Raw genomic sequence first — 23,677 nt, forward strand, 5'->3', positions numbered from 1 at the left:
GTGAAAAGAAAAATCTCACTGTAAAATTACGCACAGTTTATTTCAATTTCAGCCCGGCAATGATGCTTTTGATCTTTGCTTCCAATGCTGCAAACTGGCGGTCGAAATCTTCTTTTTTCTCCAGTTGGGTGCACACGCTGAAATAAAACTTGATCTTGGGTTCTGTACCCGATGGCCTGGCCGATATTTTGCTGCCGTCTTCCAGTATGAACTGTAACACGTTGCTTTTAGGAAGCTTAATGGCCCAGCTTTCACCGGTTAATAAGTCCTTACCCGTTTGCAATTCGTAATCAAGTAATTGCTGCACTTTTACACCGTTGATCTCTTTCGGTGGGTTGTTACGATATCCCTCCATCATATCGGCAATTTCCTTCTGGCCGTTCATGCCTTTCTTGGTAATGCTGATGAGGCTCTCATAGTAGAATCCGTATTGGATGTACAGTTCTATCAACTTATCGAACAAGGTTCTGCCCTGGTTCTTTTCATAAGCGGCCATTTCACACAGTAATGCCACGGCGCTTACGGCATCTTTATCTCTTAGCTGGTCTCCGATCATCAGGCCAAAGCTTTCTTCTCCGCCGATCACATAATTTTCTTTGCCTTCTTTTTCCTTGATGAGTTCGGCGATCCATTTGAAACCGGTGAGCACATTGTAACAGGCTACTCCGTTTTGTTTCGCCAGCTCGTTGATCATAGCTGTAGTAACGATGGTGGTGATGACCATATCGTTGGGTTGTGCAATGCCTTTCGATTTGCGGGCTTCGATGAGGTAGGCAAAAGCCAGTATGGCTGTTTGGTTACCGTTCATGAGCACCCATTCTCCTTTGTGGTTTTTTACGCCAACACCTACCCTGTCTGCATCCGGATCGGTGCCCAATAAGATATCCGCATCCATGGCTTTGGCTTTTTTCAATCCGATGCTCATGGTTTCGCTCTCTTCCGGGTTTGGATATGCCACGGTAGGAAAATCGCCATTGGGTGTGGCTTGTTCTTCCACCACGGTTACATTGGTAAACCCAAAGCGGCTCAACACTTCCGGTACCAAAGTGATGCCAGTTCCGTGAATAGGAGTATATACAATTTTAAGATCGTGTTGTTCGGCAATCACATCGGGGTAAACGCTCAGTCCCTTTACCATGTCCATATAAGCGTTGTCCATTTCTTTACCCATCAATGAAATATTGGCTTCGCCGCCATTCCATTTTACTTCACTCACGCTGGTGATGGCTTCCACTTCTTTGATCACATTTTTATCATGCGGAGGTACCAGTTGCCCGCCGTCGTTCCAATAAGCTTTGTATCCGTTGTATTCTTTGGGATTGTGTGAAGCGGTACATACCACACCGCCCTGGCAATGCAGTTTGCGTATGGCGAAACTGAGCTCAGGCGTAGGCCGCAGGGCTTCAAAGAGAAACACTTTGATACCATTCGCAGCAAATACATTGGCAGTGGTTTCTGCAAAAAAGCGGCTGTTGTTGCGGCTGTCGTGACCAATGGCCACGCGTATTTCAGCCGATCCGTAAGTCTTTTTGAGGTAATTGGCAAAGCCTTGTGTAGCCATGCCCACCGTGTATTTGTTCATCCGGTTGGTGCCTACACCCATGATGCCACGGAGGCCGCCGGTACCAAATTCGAGGCTTCTGTAAAACGAATCGGCCAGGTCATCGGGGTTGGTGGTCTGCAATGATTGGATAGCATCTTTCGTAGCCTGGTCATAATTACCTTCGAGCCAGGTATTCACTCTTTGCTGTATAGCAGTATCCATGGGTTTAGACTTTTAAATATTGACTTTGGTGTTTGTTTTCGTGCTTATACGCAAGTTACTGGATTCATTTTTAATATTTACATAATCTCATTTGTTCGCGGTTGTTCTTCTCCTTCTATACTTTAGTCGCATGAATAACCGCCACCTGGCGCCTGTTACTTATGTTATTGCGTTGGTCGCTTTTTGTATTGCGGCTTATGCAAAACTGTCCGGATCATTGATGCACCCGTTGATCCCCTCCATCTCCTGTTTTGTATCACAGGCAGTCTTCAGCTCCATCGCCATTTACGAAGTGGGCCTGTCTGCCCAACTCAACGCTACAGAAAAAAGGAACTGGCGTTTGTATCTGTTCTTCCTGCCGTTGGTGTTCGGCTTTTTTTATCTCGGATGGGTCCGGAAAAAGGCTTTTGCATCTCCTGCTGAAGCCATCTGAAGCTTATCGTCAAACAATATAAGCGCCTTCTACTTCGCCGTTGGACACTTCTACCTGTATGTGATCCTGTAAAGTAGTGGCAATAGATAATCCTACGTAATCGGGTTTTACGGGGAAGAGTTTGTGCATCCTTTCTACGAGCACCATGGTTTGTATACTCTTGGGATGATAAGCCAACAAAGGCTTCAAAGCGTATAGCAGGGTTCTGCCGCTATCCGTAACATCATCTATCAACACAACGTGCAGTCCGTTGAAATCTATTGATTCACTCAGCGTTACTTCTTTGGGCAGGGTTTTATCCAGGCTGGCGGCAATGATCCTGATCTCGCTCGCGATGTATTGTTTCAGAAAGCTGCCTATTTTCTCCGCTACCACCATGCCGCTGTTGCGGATACCGATCAATACCACCGGTACACCGTCGCCGTTGAGGTTTTCGGCCAATTCCAATGCCATGCGATGTAATTTCTGTATGGCGGCTTCTTTATTCAGGATATTTTTCTTTCCAGGCATAAAATTATTTCTCTTCAAATATACGTCATCCTGAGCGAGCGAAGCGAGTCGAAGGACCTGCTGAAGATGCGGGCAGATCCCTCGGCTGCGCTCGGGATGACGTGCATTGACTCGCTTCGCTTGCTCGGGAAGACGGTTAGAAATTTTCACGCTATCTTAGCACCTTAACCTTGCGTATGATCCAACAGGTAGTTTTTGCAGCGCTCTCCCTTACAGCCATCTGGCTATTTGCCCGGAAAGCCGGTGAGATCAGGCGGAATATTTTACTGGGCAAGGAGGAGGATTTCAGCGGCAACCGCCCCCAGCGCAGGCGTAACCTGTTGTTGCTCGCTTTCGGTCAGAAAAAAATGTTCCGTAACCCGCTGGTAGCCGTCATGCACTTTGTAATTTATGCCGGCTTCATCATCATCAACCTCGAAGTGCTGGAGATCGTGCTCGATGGTTTGCTGGGTACGCACCGTTTGTTCCTGGCGCCCCTGGGTTCGCTGTATAATTGGCTTATCAACGCTTTTGAATTCCTGGCGGTAGGCGTAATCACTGTCTGCGTGATTTTCCTTTGCAGAAGGAACATCATCAAACTGCGCCGCTTCATCAGTAAAGATTTGAATGGCTGGCCCCGAAGCGATGCCAACTACATCCTCATCACCGAGATATGCCTGATGCTGCTGTTCCTCTTTCTCAACGCATCAGACCATGCATTACAATTGCGTGGCAACCCGCATTACCATCCTGCCGGACCTTTTTATTTTTCTAACTTTCTCGTTCCACTTTTTCAAAACACCAGTGAAGACACATTGCTGGGTATAGAACGCACTTGCTGGTGGTTGCATATCGCCGGTATTTTTGCTTTCCTCAATTACCTGCCTTATTCCAAGCACCTGCACATCATACTCGCTTTCCCCAATGCTTATTATGCGAGATTGGATCCAGAGGGTAAGATGAAAAATATGCCCGCTGTACAGAAAGAAGTGCTCTATGCCATGCAGCCCGAATTGGCTCCTGCCGATGCAGCACCGCCGGCTCATTTCGGCGCCAAAGATGTTTTCGATCTCAGCTGGCGTAACCTGATGGATGCCTACAGTTGCACCGAATGCGGACGATGCACAGCCGCCTGCCCTGCCAACACAACGGGTAAATTATTAAGTCCGCGCAAGATCATGATGGCTACGCGCGACCGCCTCGAAGAAGTAGGCAGGAACATCAACCAGCATAAAAATTTTGTGGCCGATAACAAATCACTCCTGCACGATTATATCAGTGTGGAAGAACTGCGCGCCTGCACTACCTGTAACGCCTGTGTGGAAGAATGTCCGGTGAGCATTTCTCCACTCGAGATCATTACTGAGCTGCGCCGGTCACTGGTGATGGAAGAAAGCAATGCGCCGCAGGAATGGAACAGCATGTTCAGCAATACCGAAAATAATTTTGCACCCTGGAAATTCGCACCCGATGAACGCGACCATTGGACGCAGGAGATGGCATCATAAACGATAACACGCATAACCGAAGTATATGAAGGTGAATACCATGGCTGAAATGATGATGAATGGAGAAACCCCTGAAATCCTTTTCTGGGTTGGTTGCGCAGGCAGCTTTGACCAGCGCGCACAAAAGATCACCAAGGCCTTTGCCACCATCCTAAATAAAACAGGTATCAAATATGCCATCCTGGGTAAAGAAGAAGCCTGTACAGGCGATCCTGCACGCAGGGCCGGTAATGAATTCCTTTTCCAGATGATGGCCTACCAGAACATACAGGTGCTCAACGGCTATGGCATCAAAAAAATTGTAACTACCTGTCCGCATTGCTTCAATACACTGAAAAATGAATATCCCGAACTGGGCGGACATTACGAAGTCATTCACCACACAACCCTCCTGCAACAACTGATCGATGAAGGGCGCATCCGCCTGAAAGAAGGCGGGTCTTTCAAAGGTAAAAAAATAGCTTACCACGACAGCTGCTATCTCGGCCGCGCCAATGATATCTACGAAGCACCCCGCAAAGTGCTGGAAGCGCTGGACGCCGAATTGGTTGAAATGAAACGCTGCCGCTCCAAGGGTCTTTGCTGCGGCGCCGGGGGCGCGCAGATGTTCAAAGAAGACGAGCCCGGCAGCAAGCGCATCAATATTGAAAGGACCGAAGACGCCCTGGCTACCGGCGCATCCGTGATCGCATCGGCCTGTCCCTTTTGCAATACCATGATGACCGACGGTGTCAAGAACAAAGAAAAAGAGCAGGAAGTGACAGTACTTGATATCGCCGAATTGATCGCTGCCGACCTCGCCTAGGTCCATTTACCAGGGAATTGGTATTTTTGCAGTATGGATTTCGAATACAGTCAATATGTGCCGGAAGATTTTCATGCTTCTTCCAGGGTCTGGATTTACCAGAGCAACCGTCTTTTTACCATCAGCGAAGCATTACAGATAGAAGACCTGTTAAAGCAATTCCTCGCAGAATGGAAAACACATGGCGAACCGGTGAAAGGTTATGCCAACCTGCTCTTTGGACAGTTCATCGTTTTCATGGCCGATATCACCACCGGTGGCGGCGTGAGCGGTTGCAGCACAGACAGCTCTGTGAGGGTAATAAAAGAAGTGGAAAAAATGTTCGGTGTAGATATGTTCAACCGCCAGAACCTGGCTTTCGTTGTAAAAGAAAAAGTACAGGTATTGCCCATGGCGCAATTGAATTACGCCATTGAAAACCGTTTCATAGAAGCCCACACACCTTATTTCAACAACCTGGTATCTACCAAAGAAGAATGGCTGCACCAATGGCTCAAGCCGGTGAAAGAGAGCTGGCTTTCAACAAAAATACCCGCGTTACAAACGGTCTGATCTAGGATTTGTGCTGTACTTTTTCCAGCGCTTCTTTTTGTTTTTCTTCGCTCAGTTTCCTTTTGATAATTGTTTTATTCAATTGATAACTCACCGTGATCCGGAAGTTGCGGGTATTGCTCCTGCTCTGGCTTTGTATGATGAAGTTGGGCGCATAGGTATACCCGTTGTATTGCAGCAAACCAAGCGGATCAATCGCCGCCACGCCAACGATCAGTTTCCTGTTGAAGAACTTGCGTTGCACACCAAAGCTCATACTCATATTAGTCCGCGATCTACCCTGTGGTGAAGCAAAACTGCTGTAACGGGTACTGCCTTCGATCACTGTTAATTTATCTGGTGTATAACTAAAATTCAAACCTGAATAAAAAGATCCGCCATCGTTGTAGCGATACAGTTGTTTCATCCTCGCATCGTACTGGTTGTAATTGTATCCCGAACTGATGTTCACACGGAGCGACTGGCTCAGCGTAATCCCCGTCCATAAACTGGCGATGTATTCATTCTGATCGGAGATATTCTGGTAGCTGATCTGTGTTTTACCACTATCTACAAGGGTTCGGATGCTGTTGAATACATTCTTGATCCTGTTATATCCTAACGAGGCATTGATATTGAATTTGCGCTGGTTGTAACCGATGTTCAAATCGAAATTATCAATGAGCGAAGGTTGCAGGTACGGATTACCAAAGCGTATATTGTAGGGATCGCTGTAGTCGATGCTGGGGTTCAGTTCCACCATACCCGGCCTTCGGATGGTTTCCCTGAATACCAATGCCATGTTGAGTTCCCTGGTGATATCTTTCCGTAGCGTGGCGTTGGGTAACAATCTCCAATAACCGTTATTGGCATCGGATGCATTGCCTTTGATGAAATGGAAAGTGGTACCGGAATGTTCAGCCTGCACGCCTGTGATCAGGCGCCAGCGCATGGGCAACGATACAACCAACCCCGCGCGAACGGTAAGGATGTCCTGGTCGAAATAAAAATTATTACTCAGCAAATCGTTGCGGATATATTGGTTGTCGCTCTTGCGCAGGAAATCCGTATTGAGCACATTGTGAAAGCTGTTTGATGAATAAGCCACACCACTGGTTAAAAAAGTGGTGCCGGTATCATTGAGCGGCTTGTTGTAATTGAGTTTGGCATACCAGGAAGTAGTATACGTATCAAAGAACTGCGATTGGGTGGAATCGATACCCGTAGGCAGAAAATCGGGCTGCAGGAACTGCTGGTAGAAATCGCGGTTGTTCTCATTCTTGCCCAGGTTATATCCTGTGTACAATTGCAGTTTCTCTACCGGGTTCTTACCCTTCCACTGGTAAGAACCATATATGCCGTGGCTATAACCGCTTCCATCGTAATGATTAGACCTTGAGCTGGCTTTGTACACGTGCAGCAGGCTGTCGAGGTTGGTATAAAAAGTAGTGTTGCTGTTATCAGAATAATTCATGTAGCCCTGGTACACAAAACTCATGCTGTTCTGTTTATCGGGGTCGTAATCTGTCTGGAGCCGCATGTTGGGCATGGTGCTCCTGTTCACGTAAGATGATTGAGAATAAAAATAATTGACCGAATCTTTATAAATATTCTGGCGATGGCTGTACGAATTGCCCCTTGCTTCCAACCAGCCAACACCGGCATTGGCATTGACATTGAGCTGCGCGCTCCGGTAACTGAAATTCGAAGAAACACTGCTCTCTCCCCTGCTTCCCGCACTGGCGCTGAGCCTGCCGTAAATACCTACCCTGCCTTTTTTGGTAACGATGTTGATCACGCCACCCGGATAAGTAGCATATTCCGGCGGCGGGTTGACCATGATCTCCACTTTCTCGATCACATTGGCAGGGAGACTTTCCAGTAATTCGGTAAGTTGCTGCGCGTTGAGGTTCGTAGGTTTCTCATCCATCAATATCAAGGGCTCCTTGCCTCGCAACAGGATGGTACCATCGGAATTCACATTGACCAATGGCATGTTCTTCAGCAATTCAGAAGCATTGGATCCATTGCCAAGCGGACTTTCCGACACATTGTACGATATCTTGCCATCCCTGTTTTCAATGAGCGGCTTCTCTGCATACACGATCACTTCATTGAGTGATGAAGAAAGTTCGTGCATCATCATTTCACCGAGGTTGATATCGGTGCGGTCTGCACGCAATACAATGCTGTCTATTTGCAGTTTAGAAAAGCCAATGGATTGAATAGTGAGCCGATAATATCCCAATCCCAGTTTTGAAAAAGAAAAATTGCCGTCTTTATCGGCGGCCATGGCGTATTGTTTTGCCGAATCGCCCATTCTCCTGAGCTGAACGCTGGCCCGTGCAATGGACTTACCCGTTTTAGCTTCCAATACGATACCGCTGACAGTACCCTGCGCTGAAACATTCCTTATCGTTGCCCCAATAAAAAGAAAAAATATTAAAAATCTATACATGTATTCAATTCCAGCAAACAAAATAAACTATAAGCAGGTATTTATTCAAATAAAATAGCTGATCGGTTAATTTTGCTTATGAAAAATGTAAAAATGTATACTATTTACGGAATTCCGAATTGCGATACGGTAAAGAAAACCTTAAACTGGCTGGAGTTACACCAGGTCAAATATGATTTTCACGACTATAAAAAACTGGGTATCGGCAAAGAGAAATTACAGGCCTGGTGCAAGCAGGCGGGATGGGAAACGATCCTGAATAAAAAAAGTGCTACCTGGCGCGAGTTGGGTGCCGATGTGCAGGCCACCATCCAAACTGAGGCAAAAGCGATTCAGGTAATGCTGGCAAATACCAGCATCATCAAGCGTCCGGTGATAGAAAAAAACGGGAAACTGCTTGTAGTAGGGTTCAACGAAAAACAGTACGGGGAATTATTTTAATACCTTTCTCAATGTTTCCTGCAAGGCCTCTTCGCGAAGGTCGCGGGCGATGATCTTACCATCCGGATCGATCAGCATATTGGCCGGAATGCCTTGTATATTGTACATCCTGGCCACTTCGTTGTTCCAGTATTGGAGGTCACTCACATGCGTCCAGGTGAGGCCATCGGCCCTGATAGCCTGTATCCAGGATTCCTTGTTCTGGTCGAGCGATACACCCAGTACGGTAAAGTTTTTGTCTTTGAACTCATGGAAGGCTTTCACCACATTGGGGTTTTCATTCCGGCAGGGCCTGCACCAGCTTGCCCAAAAATCTACCAACACATACTTGCCTTTGAAAGAAGTGAATGAAACAGGTTTATTTGCCGTGTCTTTTTGGGTGAAGACGAGCGCTTTGGAACCTACCGCCCCTACCCTGGATAATTCAATATTTTTTTCGATCTGTTGTGCATAAGCAGTGGTTCTGGCACCTGCTTTCAACTGACCATAATTCGCTTCGATCTCGCTTATGCCGCTCATCAACGGGGCAGTAACCAACAACACAAAACCACTTACCGGGGAAGCCGGTTTGTCCTGTATAAAACGTGCCGTTGCCGCCACCACTTCATTTTTATACCGGTTGAAGAGTCCCATCAAAGAGTCGCGCCTCGACGGGTCTTTTTCTGCATCGATCTTCATGGCCGCGCCATTCAAATGGTCTTTCAACGGATTGAATCGCTGTTTGAATTCTGCGTAATCATCCTGCACCCATGACCCTTTCACGGTAGCATCATTGATATCCGTTGCTTTGCCGGAAACAGTCACTTTATCATTCGGGTTCATGAACAGGTCGATGTTGTCACTTTTCCCTGGAAAAGTGATCTGGCAAATACCCGGAGCCGTTAATTTACCCTTCAGGGTAAACAGGCCTTGCCTGGCAGCAACCGATGTAATTTTTTTACCATCGGTGCCATTCATCAGCACTACTTCGCTGCCTTCTTTCAATCCTTCCAGTTTTCCACTGATTTGAAAGCCTTCCGGTTTATTGGCCTGGGCCAGTCCCACCAGGGGACACAAAATTGCTATCCAGATCTTCTTCATAATTATTTCGAATGTCTTTTTTGTAACACTTCAATTACCCGCTGCAAATTATGCCCTTTGGCGTTAAGCAAAAGCAAATAGTGAAACAGCAGGTCGGCCGCTTCTTCCAAAAACAACTCATCATTCTCGTCTTTCGCCTCAATCACCAATTCCACTGCCTCTTCTCCCACCTTCTGCGCAATCTTATTAATACCCTTGGCAAACAAACGGGCCACATAGGACTCGTCCGCCGAAGCCTGCCGGCGAAGGCGGATAATGTCTTCAAGATACAATAAAAAATCATTACTGTGGTTGCGTTCACTCCAGCAGGTATCTGCGCCGGTATGGCATACAGGCCCCAGGGGATGCGCTTTGATCAACAATGTATCGTTATCGCAGTCCACCGTAATGCTTTTGAGTTCGAGAAAATTGCCGCTTTCCTCGCCCTTGGTCCACAAGCGTTGTTTACTGCGACTGTAAAAAGTTACTTTGCCCTGCCGCTCTGTTTCTTTCAACGCCTCTTCATTCATGAAGCCCAGCATCAACACTTTGTTGGTGGAATAATCCTGTACAATGGCGGGAACGAGTCCGTCGGCATATTTCGAAAAATCTATTTTCATGTTGCTTTGTTTCAGATGCGCACCACAATGCCTTGCTGGTGCAAATATGTTTTCAAATCGGGTATCGCAATTTCTTTAAAATGAAAAATACTGGCTGCCAGGGCTGCATCGGCTTTTCCTTTGTTGAACACCTCCACGAAATGCGGCATGGTGCCGCCTCCTCCTGAGGCAATCACCGGCACCGGCAATTCCGTGGCCAAAGTTCCGGTAATATCCAATGCAAAACCCTGTTTGGTGCCATCATGATTCATGGATGTGAGCAATATTTCCCCGGCGCCCAGGTCTACTGCCTGGCGGGCCCAGTCGAGACAACGGGTATCTGTTTTCACTCTTCCCCCGTTGAGGTACACATACCATTCTCCATCAGCTTCCTGTTTGGTATCGATGGCCAGTACCACACACTGGCTGCCGAATTCGCGGGCCAGGTCGTGCACCAATGCAGGTTTCTTAAACGCCGCGGTGTTGACCGATATTTTATCGGCGCCATGCTGCAACAGCACCTGCACATCTTCCACGCTCCCGATACCGCCCCCTACCGTAAAAGGTATATTGATATGATGCGAGATACGGTTGACTAATTCACTCAGGGTCTTTCTTTTTTCGTTGGTGGCCGTGATGTCGAGAAACACCAGCTCATCGGCGCCCTGTTGCGCATACAAAGCGCCCAATTCAACGGGATCACCTGCATCGCGGATATTTTCAAAATTGATGCCCTTAACGGTTCTGCCATCTTTGATATCGAGGCAGGGTATGATTCTTTTGGTCAGCATATTTTTTTCAGATCATTCAGTGATATCCTGTTTTCATAGATCGCTTTCCCTACAATGGCGCCCGCGCAACCGATCTCCTGCAAACCATACAGATCATCGAGTGAGCTCACGCCCCCGCTGGCAATAAAATGCAGCGAAGGGAATTGTTCAATGATGTTCTTGTACAACAAGGTTGAAGGGCCTTCCAGCTTGCCATCCTTGCTTACATCGGTGCAGAACAGTTGTGTAATGCCATGCGATTGATATTTCGATATAAAATCGTAGATACCGATCTCTGTTGTTTCCAGCCAACCGCCCACCGCAATCTTTTCGTCTTTTACATCAGCGCCTAACAAGAATTTGTCAGCCCCATATTGTTGCAGCCATTGCACGAATAATGTTTCATTTTTAACTGCGAGGCTTCCAATGGTAGCCAATGCCGCACCCGATTCAAAAATGATCTGCAGGTCTTCCTCTTTTTTGATGCCGCCGCCAAAGTCGATCACCATGGAGGTATTACCGGCAATGGTTTCCAGCACTTTCCAGTTCTTCACAGCGCCGGCTTTGGCTCCGTCCAGGTCAACCAGGTGCAGGCGTTGCAGGCCGGCATCTTCAAACTGTTTCGCTACCTCCAGCGGGTTCTCATTGTAAATGGTCTTCTGTCCGTAATCGCCCTGTGTAAGCCGAACGCACTTTCCATCGATGATATCTATTGCGGGAATGATCTGCATGAAAGCTTAGTGAATTAACGTGATGAAATTTTTGAGTATCTGCTCTCCTACTGCTGCACTTTTTTCCGGGTGAAATTGTGTGCCATAAAAATTATCCTTGTGCAAAGCGGAGCTGTATGGTTGCACATAATCGGTGGTAGCAATCGTATGCTTGCCTAGTGCAGCATAATATCCATGCACAAAATAACAGTAACTGTTCTGCGGCACCTGTGTAAACAAAGGCGTTTGCAGATCGTAGATATTGTTCCAGCCTATCTGCGGCACTTTCACAGTGGTATCTCCCAACCTTTTGAACCACTTCACTTCTTCATCAAAAATACCCAGGCAGTCTGTGTTGTTCTCTTCAGAATACTTACACATCAGTTGCATACCCAGGCAGATTCCCAACACCGGCTGTTTCAGGTTGCGGATCACTGTATCCAGTTTCCTTTCTTTCAGGTAACCCATGGCCGAACTGGCTTCTCCCACGCCGGGAAAGATCACTTTATCGGCCGATTGTATGGCTTCTATATCATCTGTAACCAATGCTTCCGCACCTATCCTTTCCAAAGCATATCGTACCGATTGAATATTACCTGCGTTGTATTTGATAACGACTAAATTCATGTGTTCCTGCTTTACGATAATACCGTAGATAAAAATTCTTTGGTTGAAACAGCCAGGTCTTTTGTTTTCTCCAATGCTTTGATATAGGCCGTTCCGATGATTGCACCGTTGGTGTACTTAGACGCTGCCTGGAAAGTTTTCTTGTCTTTTACACCGAATCCCACCAACACCGGGTTATTCAACTTCATATTTTGCAAACGCTTCAGGTACGCTTCCACGGCGGTAAAGTCTTTGTCCTTGCCCGTGGTAGCGGAAGAACTTACTGCATAAATAAATCCGCTGCTCAGCGTATCCAGTTTGCGCACCCTGGCTTCACTTGTTTCGGGTGTTACCAGGAAAATGAAATCGAGACCGTATTTTTTAATGATCGCACCATATTCTGTTTCGAATTCGTATTCGGGTAAATCGGGCAATATCAATCCGTCAATACCTACTGCTTTCGCATCTGCACAAAATTTTTCAAAGCCGTATTGCAATACCGGGTTCATATATCCCATCAGTATCACCGGCACCTGTATTTCTTTTCGGAGGTCTTTCAGTTGCTCAAACAGGATGGCCATAGTCATACCATTCGCCAGCGCTACGCTGCTACTGGCCTGTATCACAGGGCCATCGGCCAGCGGATCGCTGTAAGGCATACCCAACTCTACCAGATCGGCACCGTTATCCTGCAAGGCTTTCACCACTTGCAGGGTACTATCCAGTTGCGGGTATCCTGCCGTGCAATACACATTCAATACCTGCTTTTGTTTTTTATCAAATAAATCCTTGATCCTGCTCATCGCAATTATAATTTCATGTTGTTCATATAGGTAGCCAAATCTTTATCTCCCCTTCCACTCAGGCAAAGCACTATCTTATCTGTAGGTTTCAGCTTCAGTTGCTTCAAGGCAGCAAATGCATGCGCCGTTTCCAGTGCGGGAATGATACCTTCTGTTTTGGCTACATGGAAAGCAGCCTCCAACGCTTCTTCATCGGTAGCACTCAGGAACAATCCTCGTTTGCTATCGAATAAATTGGCGTGCAGGGGTCCGATGCCGGGATAGTCGAGTCCCGCTGAAATGCTGTGTGGCTCCACTACCTGTCCGTCTTCTGTTTGCATCACCAGGCTTTTACTGCCATGCAGCACACCCGGCTTACCCAACTGCGTAGTGGCGGCCGACATACCGCTGTTCACCCCATGGCCTGCCGCTTCTACCGCTACCAGTTGCACGGAGGGTTCGTCGAGGAAATGATAGAAAGCCCCGGCTGCATTGCTGCCGCCGCCTACACAGGCAATCACATGTGTGGGCAATTCCGATCCGGTAGCTTCTTTCAGCTGCCACCTGGTTTCTTCACTGATCACACTTTGGAAACGCGCTACCATATCGGGATAAGGGTGCGGTCCCACTACACTACCAATAATATAATGCGTGTCGGTTGGATTATTGATCCAGTCGCGTATTGCTTCGTTGGTGGCGTCTTTCAATGTTTTACTGCCACTGGTAGCAGGGATCACTGTAGCACCCAGCATTTTCATTCGCGCTACATTGGGCGCCTGCCTTTCGATGTCTTTCTCGCCCATATACACAATGCATTCCATTCCTTTCAAGGCACATACAGTAGCGGTGGCCACTCCATGCTGACCGGCTCCTGTTTCGGCAATGATCCTGGTTTTACCCAACCTGCGCGCCAGCAATATCTGGCCGATGGTATTGTTAATCTTGTGTGCGCCGGTATGACAGAGATCTTCGCGCTTGAGGTAAAGTGAAGCATTGAGTTCTTTGCTCAACCGGGTAGCCAGGAACAAAGGTGTAGGCCTTCCCACATAATCTTTCAGCAATTGCCTGAACTCTTGTTGGAAAGTTTTCTCCTCCATGATCTCGAGGTACCTTGTCCGCAGCTCTTCTACATTGCGGTAAAGCATTTCCGGTATATAGGCCCCACCGAATTTTCCATAATAACCTTGTTCATTAGGTTGTTGGTATGTCATTGTTGTACTCATGTTCTTTTAAATCTGTTTAACAGCCGTTACAAATGGCCTGAGCTTATTCATGTCTTTGATACCGGGCGAAATTTCGAACCTGCTGTTCACATCAATGGAAAACAGGTCTTTGGCAACGGGCTCGGCAGCAAATGATTTCAACAGGTCTATGTCTTCCGGCTGTATGCCCCCACTCAGGAAAAAGGGTTTGCCAATGTTCAGTCCTTTGAGCACACGCCAGTTGAATTTTTTACCGGTTCCTCCGTATCCTGCACCTTCGGTATCAAAAAGGAACATATCGGCCACCTCCTGGTAGTCTTTGATCTTCCACAATATATTATCGTCTTCACGCAGGCGGAATGCTTTGATCACGCCTACATAGTCTGCGATCTTTTCGCAATAACGGGGTGTTTCATCGCCGTGCAGTTGCACGAGATAGAGGCCGCAGTCATCTACTGTTTGCAGCACTTCTTCTACGGGCGCATTCACAAACACGCCCACTTTATTGATCTGCCCCCTGATCTTTTTGATCTCGGCCCTGGGCATGGAACGGAAAACATAGCGGGGCGATTTGGGATAGAAAATAAATCCGCCAAATTCCACGCCCATTTCATCGAGCTGCAATACCTGTTCGGCACTTGTCATGCCACAAACTTTAATGCGCATGTTGTTTTGCTTTTAGTTGATTAACGAAATCAGTAAAAGCAATCGAAGGGTCAGCCTGTTTCATAAAATTTTCTCCTATCAGGAATCCTTTGAATCCAGCCTGTTGTAAAGTTACGATAGTATCTACATCGCTGATACCGCTTTCGGCAACAGCCGGTTTGGTATGCGGTATCTGCTCTATCAACTGCAGGGAAGTACGGATGTCTACCTCAAAGGTTTTGAGGTTGCGGTTGTTCACACCCACCATATCTACCAGGCCGGTAATATGTTCCAGTTCCGCTTCATTGTGTATTTCCAGTAATACTTCCAATCCCAAACCTTTTGCGCAGGCCGCCAGGTTCCTCACTTCTTCCGGTGTAAGGCAGGCTGCTATCAGCAAGATCACATCGGCGCCCATGGCTTTGGCTTCATACACCTGGTATTCGTCGATCATAAAATCTTTCCGCAGGATGGGCACCTGGTTTACGCGGGCAGCTTCCAGGTCGGCCGTGGCGCCGCCGAAAAATTGCGTATCGGTCAAGACCGATAATCCGGATGCCGCCGTAGCATAAGCACGGGTGACCGCCAACACATCTGCCTTGTCATTGATGATGCCCTTGGAGGGTGATTTTCTTTTGAACTCGGCAATGATACCGGTGCGGGTTTCATCGGACAAAAAATGGCAGAGTGATAAAGTAGGCCGGGCAAAAAAAGGTTGCTTTTCCAACTGCGCGAGTGAAGTAACTGCTTTCCTTTCCGCCACTTCTTTTTGTTTCTGTGCGATGATGGTATCCAGTATGTTCATGTTCATTGCAGTTTGATCAGGGTTTGTAAAGATTGATGGGCTTTGCCGCTTTCCAGGCTCTCGACAGCAGCTTCATACGCCTGTTCATAGTTCTTGTATACACCTGTACAGTGTAACGCCATGGCTGCATTGGCCAGCACCACGGCATTCTGCGCCCAGCTGCCTTCACCTTTGATAATTTTAGTAAACAGCTTAGCCGCCTCTTCTACCGTATTACCACCGAATATGTCTTCGGCTGCCACTATGCGTTTACCCAGTTGCTCGGGTGTCATGATGCGCTCGCCGGTATTGGTGATCACTTTGGTATCGTTGGTCAGTGATATCTCATCATACCCATCGAGACTGTGGATGATGGTGAATGCCTTGCCTGTTTCCTGCAAGAGGTAATTGTAAATACGCGCCATTTCCAGGTTGTACACGCCTACCAGTTGAAAATCGGGTGCGGCAGGATTTACCATAGGTCCCAGCATGTTGAAGAACGTACGGATACCCAGGTTTTTGCGGATAGGTCCTACTGCCTTCAATGCCGGATGAAACATGGGCGCATGCAGGAAACAGATATTCGCCGCTTCGATTTCTTTTTTCAATTGCGCCGTATCATTCTTGAATCGATAACCCAGTTGCTCCATCACATTCGACGCACCGCTAACGCTGGAAGCGCCATAGTTACCGTGCTTGGCCACTTTCTGACCCGCACCGGCCACAATGAAACAAGCCAGTGTGGAGATATTGAACGTGTTCTTACCATCGCCTCCTGTTCCTACGATATCGATCACTTTATAACCGTCGAGGTTTACTTTCACGCAGAGTTCCAGCAATGCATCGGTAAAGCCCTGCAACTCTTCAATGGTAATGCTGCGCATGAGGAATACCGTAACAAATGCGGTAACCTCGCTTTCATTGTACTGGCCCGAAGATATCTGCAACAGCACTTCCTTTGCCTTGCTGCGGGAAAGCGTTTTATGTTCGAATAAATATTGAAGTATTTTTTTCATACACTTAAGAATTGAGTAAATGATGCATCGGCATATTATTGATGCAACCAGTTGTACAATATTTTTTCTCCCTGCGGCGTCAAAACACTTTCGGGGTGAAACTGTACCCCTTGCACATCGTAGGTCTTATGCTGCAAACCCATGATATAATTGTGTTCATCACGCGCGGTTATTTCCAGTTCCTTAGGAAAACCTTCATCACTCACCACCCAACTATGATAACGGCCTACTTTTAGATTTTTATCCAACCCACTGAATATTTTATCGGTATGGTTCAGTTGAATATCAGTGGCCACACCATGGTACACGGTAGACAGGTTCACCAGCTTCGCTCCGAACGCTTCGCCGATGGCCTGGTGCCCGAGACAAACACCCAGGATAGATTTGCTGGAGGCGTAAGCTTTGATCAGCGGTAACAATAATCCTGCTTCGGAAGGAATACCCGGACCGGGAGACAGGATGATCTTATCGTAATCTTTCACTTTTTCCAATACGATCTCGTCGTTCCTGGATACATCTACTTTCTGGTGCAATATCTTTTCTACCAGGTGCACCAGGTTGTAGGTGAAGGAATCGTAATTATCGAATACTAATATTTTCATGTCGCGGTATTAGATGGTGGCGGCTATTTCAATAGCTGTTTTCAATGCGTTGAGTTTATTGTTCACTTCCTGCAATTCGCTTTCAGGGTTGGATGCGGCTACAACACCCGCACCCGCCTGGTAAACCAGGGTATTGTTGCGACTGAGGAAAGTCCTGATCATGATGGCGTGATTACAACTACCGTCAAAGCCCATGAACCCGATGGCGCCGCCGTAATAGCTGCGTGCTGTGGGTTCATAACTGTCTATCAGTTCCATGGCCCTGAACTTGGGTGCGCCGCTCAATGTGCCGGCAGGAAATGTCTTGGCCAGCAATACAAAGGGATTTTGTTTCTCCGGTACTTTAGCGGTCACTTCACTTACCAGGTGTATTACGTGACTGTAATACTGCACCTGGCGGTATTGGCTAACCGTTACGTTTTCACAAACACGACTGAGGTCATTACGTGCCAGGTCTACCAGCATCACGTGCTCTGCATTTTCCTTTGCATCGGCCAACAACCGGGCAGCCGCCTGCTGATCGATCTCATCATCACCGGTGCGTTTGAAAGTACCGGCGATCGGGTGCACAATGGCTTTCCCGTTCTTGATCACCAGTTGCGATTCGGGTGAAGAGCCCATCAGTTTATAATCGCCGTAGTCGAAAAAGAACAGGTATGGTGAAGGGTTAACGCTTCTCAATGCACGATACACATTGAACTCATCGCCACTGAATTGTTGTTCAAACTTCCTGCTCAATACGATCTGGAATACATCTCCGCGCAAACAACTCTGTATGCCTTTCCGCACCATCTGGCGATAGTCTTCATCGGTCATGTTGGAAGATTCCGCACCTTTCACGCTGAACGGGTACACCGGCACATCCTTGCTGCGTATCAGGGATTCTACTGCATTCAGGTCGCTTTCTATACCTGGTATCTTGTTCTCACAGATGAACAATTCATCTTTGAAATGGTTGAAAGCGATCACATACTGGTACAGGCGGTAACGCATCAGCGGAATGGCCGGCTGGCTGGTTTCGCGGTCTTTCAGTTGAATGGTATCGAAGAATTGCACCGAGTCAAAAGCGGCGTAACCGAATAAACCTTGTGAGAATTTAGCTTCTTTTTGTTCTGAAGGTTTTACATCGAAGCGTTGCATGAAATCCCACAGTTGAACCGGCACCTGTGAAGCATCGGAGAACGCTATCCTTTCAGGCTTCTGTGCCGGCAATTTGAACTCGATACTTTGTTTGTTGCTTATCTCCATGCCTGCAATGGCATTGATGCAGATAAACGAGTAACTGTTCTCTGCCGCATGGTGATCGGTGCTCTCCAACAATACCGTATCGCGGAAACGGTCGCGCACCCGCAGGTAGATGCCTACCGGTGTGAATACATCGGCCAGCATTTTCTTGCAAGTGGTTTCTAAACTGATCTTTTTCATGTAACGCTGTTGCTTTTGGCGATAAAAAAAGCCCCGACAAAATCTGTCGGGGCTCTGAAAATATATTTCATAAAGTATTGGCTATGCCATTACAATCCCCGAACGGAGTTTGAATGCCACCACCAATGTTTATTTGTTATTTGTTTCATTACGTGTGCAAATATGGGTCAGAATCCGGTTTTCTCCAAATTTTTTTTAATTACAATACCCCTTTGGTGGAGGGCAGGTAATTCGACAAAGGATCGCGCTTCACCGCCATTTTAATGGCTTTGGCAAATGCTTTGAAGATGGCTTCTATCTTATGGTGTTCGTTATCTCCCTTGCATTCAATGTTCAGGTTGCATTTGGCTGCATCGCTGAATGATTTGAAGAAATGGAAGAACATTTCCGTAGGCATCTCTCCTATTTTCTCTCTTTTAAACTCTGCATTCCAGACAATCCAGTTGCGTCCGCCAAAATCAATCAGCACTTTGGCTTCCGCTTCATCCATTGGCAAAGCAAAACCATAGCGTTCCATGCCCCGTTTATCTGTGAGCGCTTTGGCAAACGCTTCGCCCAGGGCAATGCCCGTGTCTTCAATGGTGTGGTGTTCGTCTATGTGCAGGTCTCCTTTTGTTATAATGGTCATGTCCATTTTACCGTGCCGGGCTATCTGGTCGAGCATGTGGTCGAAGAATCCCAGGCCGGTATGTATAGCTGCCTTGCCGCTTCCATCGAGGTTCAGCTCTACATGTATTTTCGTTTCGTTGGTGTTACGATCGTGCACTACTTTTCGCTGGCCCAGTTTCAGGAACTCATAAATAGCAGGCCAGTTATCTGTTTCCAACGCAACGGTTGCGCGCAGACCGGTTTCCTGCTCAGGCGTGAGTTCATGCAAAGGAGAGCGCAGGTAAATGGCTTTACATCCCAGGTTCTTTGCCAGTTGTATATCACTCCAGCGATCGCCTATCACAAATGAATGGGCCAGGTCGTATTGCTTGTTGTTGAAGAAATGTTGCAGCAATCCCGTGCCCGGCTTGCGGGTGGGTTGATTCTCACTGGCGAAGGTTTTGTCGATATGCATTTCATCAAATACAAATCCCTCTCCTTCCAGTGTACGTACCATCAGGTTATGATAGGGATGAAAATCCGATTCGGGATAAGAAGCCGTTCCCAATCCATCCTGGTTGGTGATCATCACTTTGTAAAAATCCAATTCGGCGGCTATGCGCGATAAAGCTGTGATCACACCCGGTAAGAAGGTTGTTTTTTCTATGCTGTCTACCTGAAAATCTGTAGGTGGTTCCTGTAATACTACTCCATCCCTGTCTATGAACAAAACCCTTTTCATTTATTGCTGATTTCTGATTTGATGATTGCTGATTTAATGCTTCCGTTATTTTACCGGTATATTATTCTATAAATGGTTCCTTTCAGATCGTCTGTTACATACAATGAACCATCCGGTCCCTGTGCCAATCCACATGGCCTGTGTTGTGCGCCGTTAGCAGCATTTACTGTAGCTACGCCTGAAAAACCATCGGCAAATACTTCCCATTTGCCTGTTGGCTTTCCGTTCTCAAAAGGCACAAAGACTACAAAATAACCTGCCTGTGGTAATGGTGCGCGGTTCCATGATCCATGGAACGCAATGAATGCGCCATTCTTATACCGTGCAGGGAACTGGTTTCCTGTATAGAACAGCAATCCATTGGGGGCGAGGTGTCCGGGAAAAGCCACAACAGGATCAATCGCATCCTGTCCGCCTTCTTTTTTACCATCTCCTCCGTATTCCGGCGCCATTATTTTTTTGTGTTGTAACTGATCGTAATAGATATATGGCCATCCCGCATTATCGCCCTTCTTCAACGCGTACATACATTCTGCCGGTAATTCTGCACTGGCCTTGTCATCGTATAGCTCGGGAAACAAATCGTGTAACTGGTCGCGGCCATGCTGCATTACAAAAAGCTGGTTCAATTGGGTGTTCCAATCGAGTCCTACTACGTTGCGCAGACCGGTAGCATATTTCGTGCCTTCAGGATAAGATTGATTGAGTTTATCGGCGCTGAACTGCCAGATCCCACCGGCTTGTTCTAAAATCGGACAGGGCATCATGCCTTTGGATCCCTTGGTCCTGTCCTGCTCCTGGCAGGAGTTGGAATAGGCGCCGATGTTCACATAAATATTACCTGCATCATCCAGTGTAATGGATTTGGAGGAATGTTGTCCCTTGCTGATGAGTCCTGTGATGATTTTTTCGGGTTGATCGGGGTTCATCACTTCTCCTTTATCGTTCAACTTGTAACGGAATACTTCTTCGTCTGAAGAAGCATAGAGGTAATTTTTTTTGATGGCAATACCCGTTCCCCCGTAATTGCCAAAGCCGGTGGTTTCTTCTGCTTTACCATCTCCGTTGGTGTCGCGCAAACGCAAGATGCCTTTGCCTCCTACCGGTGCGGAAAGCTTCACATAAATATCTCCCTGTGGCGTAACCACAATATGGCGCGGACTGCCCGTGTTCTCAGCCACTTTCAGCGCGCTAAAGCCCGGCTGTAACCTGAGGCCCGCATTATTGGAATCGGGTTTCACTGCGGCAGTTTCTGTTGCTTTGTTTTTGCCTTGTCCGCATGACCAGAGCACAACAGCAAGCATTGCAAAAGCCAGGATGGATACTAACTTCTTCATACAATTGAATTTGAGCATGAAATTACTCATTTTGTCTGCAATGCAAACCAATCCTGCAGGGCATCTACCAATACCGTATTCTCCTGTTCGGTTCCAACGGTAATGCGCAGGCAGTCTTCACAGAGTTTCACATTGCTGCGATCGCGCAATACGATGCCTTTGGTGAGCAGGAATTCATACACTTTCCTGGCATCTTTTATTTTCACCAGGATGAAATTGGCATCGGAGGGATATACTTTCTCCACGGTAGGCATGGATTCAAAAACGCCTGCCAGGGCGCTGCGCATGTCTACCAGTATTTTGATCATGTCGTTCACCTGGCCTACTTCTTCCAGCGCCTGCAATACCAGCTCCTGTGTTGCCTGTCCGATATTATACGGTGGTTTTACTTTGTTCATCAGCTCAATAATAGCTGTTGAGGCAAAAGCCATTCCCAGGCGAAGTCCGGCTAGTCCCCATGCTTTGCTCAAGGTTTGCATCACCACCAGGTTGGGATATTCTGCCAGTTCCTGTACGAGCGATTTTTGTTTTGCAAAATTGATATAGGCTTCATCTACTACTACGATACCGTTGAAATTGTTCAGCACTGTTTCTATATCGGCACGGTTCAGGGAATTGCCTGTAGGGTTATTGGGTGAGCAAAGCCAGATCAGCTTGGTGTGTTCGTCTACCAGGTTTTCTATGTGCACGAGATCAAGCTGGAAGTCTTCGAGCAAAGTGGCTTTGCGTACTTCCACGTCGTTGATGTTGGCGCTTACTTCATACATGCCATAGGTAGGCGGACAAATGATTACATTATCTTTCCCCGGCTCACAGAAACAGCGGAACAGGAGATCGATGCACTCGTCGCTGCCGTTGCCCAGGAAAATATGTTCGGAAGCGATGCCTTTGATGGCGCTCAGTTTTTGTTTGATCATTTGCTGGTGCGGATCGGGATAGCGGTTGTACCATTTGATCAGCGGTGACCCGAGGCTGTTCTCATTGGCGTCTAAAAATACTTTGGCTTCCCCGCTGAATTCATCGCGGGCAGAAGAGTAAGGCGTCAGTTTTTTTATGTTAGTCCTGGTAATTGAGTCGAGATTGAACATGTTTATTGCTTTAATCGTATCGAGACTGCATTTTTGTGTGCATCGAGTCCTTCTGCCTCCGCCATCAGTTCTACGGTATTGCCGATGGCCTGTAATCCTTCTTTGGATAATTTCTGGTAGGTGATCTTCTTCACAAAAGAATCAAGACTCACACCACTGTAAGCTTTGGCAAAGCCATTGGTAGGCAGGGTATGATTGGTGCCGCTGGCATAGTCGCCCGCACTTTCGGGTGAATAATTTCCCAGGAAAACAGAGCCTGCATTGGTGATCCTCTCTGCTATCGCTTCTTCTTTATCACAGGCAATGATGAGGTGTTCTGCCGCGTATTCATTTACCAGTGCGATGGCTTCGTTGATGTCTTTCACTACAATGGCTTTGCTGTTTTGCAGTGATGCGGTGGCCATGGCTTTCCTGGGCAAGGTCTTCAACTGGTATTCAAGTTCCTTATTCACTTTTTCTACAAGCGATTCTTCGGTTGTTACCAGCAATACCTGACTGTCGGTGCCATGCTCTGCCTGGCTTAACAGGTCTGCGGCCACAAAAGCGGCGTTGGCAGTGCCATCGGCCAGCACGCATACTTCGCTCGGTCCGGCCGGCATATCAATGGCAACACCTTCTTGTTGTACCAATTGTTTGGCACAGGTAACATATTGGTTGCCCGGTCCGAATATCTTGTACACCTGCGGCACTGTTTCAGTGCCATAAGCCATGGCAGCGATCGCCTGCACGCCCCCTATCCTGAATATTTTGGAAACACCCGTGAGTTGCGCTGCATATAGTATGGCAGGGTTGAGTTTACCGTCCTTACCCGGAGGAGAGCAGAGAATGATTTCTTTACATCCAGCCATTTTCGCCGGTATGGCCAGCATTAAGATAGTAGAGAAGAGCGGCGCAGAACCGCCGGGTATATAGAGACCTACTTTTTCAATACCCACACTTTTTCTCCAGCATTGTACACCGGGCATAGGTTCCACTACTTCTACAGCAGCTATCTGTTTTTCATGGAAGCACTTAATATTAGAAGCAGCCTGTGCTATCGCTTTTTTCAGGTCATCGGGAACTTCTGCTGCGGCTGCTTCGATTTCCGCTGCGGGCACCAGGAATTCTTCCAGGTTCACTTCATCAAACTGACGGGTGAATTGCCTCACGGCTTTATCGCCGTCCTGCTTCACCACATCCAATACGCTTCTCACCTTCTGTTGTAAGGCAGCAGTGTCGAGTTCGGGTCTCAGTAAAATTTTGTTCCAGTCTTTCCGGGAGGGTTGGGTAACAACATTCATGATCATATAACC

General features: G+C 47.3%; 24 protein-coding genes. 5 read left to right on the forward strand and 19 right to left on the reverse strand.

The genetic code is table 11. The features are described from left to right. Window positions 1–37: 37 nt before the first annotated feature. On the reverse strand, window positions 38–1,765 hold the full coding sequence (locus SEDOR53_RS0115845; RefSeq protein WP_026770586.1) for a phospho-sugar mutase: 1,728 nt from the start codon (window positions 1,763–1,765) through the stop codon (window positions 38–40). A gap of 130 nt (window positions 1,766–1,895) precedes the next feature. Here SEDOR53_RS0115845 and SEDOR53_RS0115850 point away from each other — a divergent pair, with 130 nt between their 5' ends. Then, window positions 1,896–2,198: a hypothetical protein gene (locus SEDOR53_RS0115850; RefSeq protein ID WP_026770587.1), complete on the forward strand. Its 303-nt coding sequence runs from the start codon at window positions 1,896–1,898 to the stop codon at window positions 2,196–2,198. A gap of 9 nt (window positions 2,199–2,207) precedes the next feature. Here the strand turns inward: SEDOR53_RS0115850 and SEDOR53_RS0115855 are convergent, their stop codons facing one another. After that, the gene (locus SEDOR53_RS0115855) at window positions 2,208–2,708 is read right to left on the reverse strand and encodes a phosphoribosyltransferase family protein (RefSeq protein ID WP_026770588.1); all 501 of its coding nucleotides are present in this window, start codon (window positions 2,706–2,708) and stop codon (window positions 2,208–2,210) included. Window positions 2,709–2,884: 176 nt separating this feature from the next. On the opposite strand from SEDOR53_RS0115855, the gene SEDOR53_RS0115860 reads away from it, so the two are divergent. Genes SEDOR53_RS0115860 through SEDOR53_RS0115870 form a run of 3 tightly spaced genes read left to right on the forward strand, consistent with a single transcriptional unit; the run spans window position 2,885 to window position 5,552 of the window. Next, window positions 2,885–4,195 carry a (Fe-S)-binding protein gene (locus SEDOR53_RS0115860; protein ID WP_037361468.1) on the forward strand — a complete coding sequence of 437 codons (1,311 nt, stop codon included), beginning with the start codon at window positions 2,885–2,887 and terminating at the stop codon, window positions 4,193–4,195. A 25-nt stretch (window positions 4,196–4,220) separates the two neighbouring features. Continuing rightward, the gene (locus SEDOR53_RS0115865; RefSeq protein ID WP_026770590.1) at window positions 4,221–5,000 is read left to right on the forward strand and encodes a (Fe-S)-binding protein; all 780 of its coding nucleotides are present in this window, start codon (window positions 4,221–4,223) and stop codon (window positions 4,998–5,000) included. A gap of 33 nt (window positions 5,001–5,033) precedes the next feature. Further along, entirely contained in the window at window positions 5,034–5,552 is a 519-nt protein-coding gene (locus tag SEDOR53_RS0115870) for a hypothetical protein (RefSeq protein ID WP_026770591.1), read from the forward strand. A 1-nt stretch (window position 5,553) separates the two neighbouring features. On the opposite strand, the gene SEDOR53_RS0115875 is transcribed toward SEDOR53_RS0115870, so the two are convergent. After that, the gene (locus tag SEDOR53_RS0115875) at window positions 5,554–7,989 is read right to left on the reverse strand and encodes a TonB dependent receptor (protein ID WP_026770592.1); all 2,436 of its coding nucleotides are present in this window, start codon (window positions 7,987–7,989) and stop codon (window positions 5,554–5,556) included. A gap of 78 nt (window positions 7,990–8,067) precedes the next feature. On the opposite strand from SEDOR53_RS0115875, the gene SEDOR53_RS0115880 reads away from it, so the two are divergent. Further along, window positions 8,068–8,430 (forward strand): arsenate reductase, encoded by a 363-nt coding sequence (locus SEDOR53_RS0115880; RefSeq protein WP_198018980.1) that lies wholly within the window; start codon window positions 8,068–8,070, stop codon window positions 8,428–8,430. On the opposite strand, the gene SEDOR53_RS0115885 is transcribed toward SEDOR53_RS0115880, so the two are convergent. The 16 genes from SEDOR53_RS0115885 to hisD all read right to left on the reverse strand — a co-directional run bounded on the left by SEDOR53_RS0115885 (window position 8,422) and on the right by hisD (window position 23,671). Then, window positions 8,422–9,510 (reverse strand): TlpA disulfide reductase family protein, encoded by a 1,089-nt coding sequence (locus SEDOR53_RS0115885; protein WP_026770594.1) that lies wholly within the window; start codon window positions 9,508–9,510, stop codon window positions 8,422–8,424. The two genes, SEDOR53_RS0115880 and SEDOR53_RS0115885, sit on opposite strands and share 9 nt — an antisense overlap. 2 nt (window positions 9,511–9,512) lie before the next feature. Further along, window positions 9,513–10,109 carry a bifunctional phosphoribosyl-AMP cyclohydrolase/phosphoribosyl-ATP diphosphatase HisIE gene (gene hisIE, locus SEDOR53_RS0115890; protein ID WP_026770595.1) on the reverse strand — a complete coding sequence of 199 codons (597 nt, stop codon included), beginning with the start codon at window positions 10,107–10,109 and terminating at the stop codon, window positions 9,513–9,515. An 11-nt stretch (window positions 10,110–10,120) separates the two neighbouring features. Then, complete coding sequence (gene hisF / locus SEDOR53_RS0115895; RefSeq protein ID WP_026770596.1) at window positions 10,121–10,879, reverse strand: imidazole glycerol phosphate synthase subunit HisF; 759 nt, start codon at window positions 10,877–10,879, stop codon at window positions 10,121–10,123. Further along, on the reverse strand, window positions 10,873–11,589 hold the full coding sequence (gene hisA / locus SEDOR53_RS0115900) for a 1-(5-phosphoribosyl)-5-[(5-phosphoribosylamino)methylideneamino]imidazole-4-carboxamide isomerase (protein ID WP_026770597.1): 717 nt from the start codon (window positions 11,587–11,589) through the stop codon (window positions 10,873–10,875). The genes hisF and hisA overlap by 7 nt, the downstream gene beginning before the upstream one ends. A 6-nt stretch (window positions 11,590–11,595) precedes the next feature. Beyond that, the gene (gene hisH / locus SEDOR53_RS0115905) at window positions 11,596–12,195 is read right to left on the reverse strand and encodes an imidazole glycerol phosphate synthase subunit HisH (RefSeq protein ID WP_026770598.1); all 600 of its coding nucleotides are present in this window, start codon (window positions 12,193–12,195) and stop codon (window positions 11,596–11,598) included. An 11-nt stretch (window positions 12,196–12,206) separates the two neighbouring features. After that, window positions 12,207–12,977: a tryptophan synthase subunit alpha gene (trpA, locus tag SEDOR53_RS0115910; protein WP_026770599.1), complete on the reverse strand. Its 771-nt coding sequence runs from the start codon at window positions 12,975–12,977 to the stop codon at window positions 12,207–12,209. Between the two features lie 5 nt (window positions 12,978–12,982). Beyond that, a complete protein-coding gene (trpB, locus tag SEDOR53_RS19175; RefSeq protein ID WP_026770600.1) occupies window positions 12,983–14,179 on the reverse strand; it encodes a tryptophan synthase subunit beta in 1,197 nt (398 codons plus the stop codon). Between the two features lie 6 nt (window positions 14,180–14,185). Continuing rightward, window positions 14,186–14,803 (reverse strand): phosphoribosylanthranilate isomerase, encoded by a 618-nt coding sequence (locus SEDOR53_RS19180; protein WP_232214791.1) that lies wholly within the window; start codon window positions 14,801–14,803, stop codon window positions 14,186–14,188. A gap of 10 nt (window positions 14,804–14,813) precedes the next feature. Then, window positions 14,814–15,608, reverse strand: coding sequence for an indole-3-glycerol phosphate synthase TrpC (trpC, locus tag SEDOR53_RS0115925; protein WP_026770602.1), 795 nt, complete (start codon window positions 15,606–15,608; stop codon window positions 14,814–14,816). 2 nt (window positions 15,609–15,610) lie between these two features. Continuing rightward, complete coding sequence (gene trpD / locus SEDOR53_RS0115930; protein WP_026770603.1) at window positions 15,611–16,603, reverse strand: anthranilate phosphoribosyltransferase; 993 nt, start codon at window positions 16,601–16,603, stop codon at window positions 15,611–15,613. Between the two features lie 35 nt (window positions 16,604–16,638). Continuing rightward, window positions 16,639–17,205, reverse strand: a complete 567-nt coding sequence (locus tag SEDOR53_RS0115935) for an aminodeoxychorismate/anthranilate synthase component II (protein WP_026770604.1) — start codon at window positions 17,203–17,205, stop codon at window positions 16,639–16,641. Between the two features lie 9 nt (window positions 17,206–17,214). Beyond that, window positions 17,215–18,630: an anthranilate synthase component I family protein gene (locus SEDOR53_RS0115940; protein ID WP_026770605.1), complete on the reverse strand. Its 1,416-nt coding sequence runs from the start codon at window positions 18,628–18,630 to the stop codon at window positions 17,215–17,217. 199 nt (window positions 18,631–18,829) lie between these two features. Then, window positions 18,830–19,960 carry a bifunctional histidinol-phosphatase/imidazoleglycerol-phosphate dehydratase HisB gene (hisB, locus tag SEDOR53_RS0115945; protein WP_026770606.1) on the reverse strand — a complete coding sequence of 377 codons (1,131 nt, stop codon included), beginning with the start codon at window positions 19,958–19,960 and terminating at the stop codon, window positions 18,830–18,832. Between the two features lie 50 nt (window positions 19,961–20,010). Further along, on the reverse strand, window positions 20,011–21,297 hold the full coding sequence (locus SEDOR53_RS0115950) for a sorbosone dehydrogenase family protein (protein ID WP_026770607.1): 1,287 nt from the start codon (window positions 21,295–21,297) through the stop codon (window positions 20,011–20,013). A 26-nt stretch (window positions 21,298–21,323) separates the two neighbouring features. Next, window positions 21,324–22,385: a histidinol-phosphate transaminase gene (gene hisC / locus SEDOR53_RS0115955; RefSeq protein WP_026770608.1), complete on the reverse strand. Its 1,062-nt coding sequence runs from the start codon at window positions 22,383–22,385 to the stop codon at window positions 21,324–21,326. A gap of 2 nt (window positions 22,386–22,387) precedes the next feature. Beyond that, entirely contained in the window at window positions 22,388–23,671 is a 1,284-nt protein-coding gene (gene hisD / locus SEDOR53_RS0115960; protein WP_369751314.1) for a histidinol dehydrogenase, read from the reverse strand. Between the last annotated feature and the right edge of the window lie 6 nt (window positions 23,672–23,677).

It is taken from the genome of Asinibacterium sp. OR53 (assembly GCF_000515315.1).
Classification (GTDB): Bacteria; Bacteroidota; Bacteroidia; order Chitinophagales; family Chitinophagaceae; genus Sediminibacterium.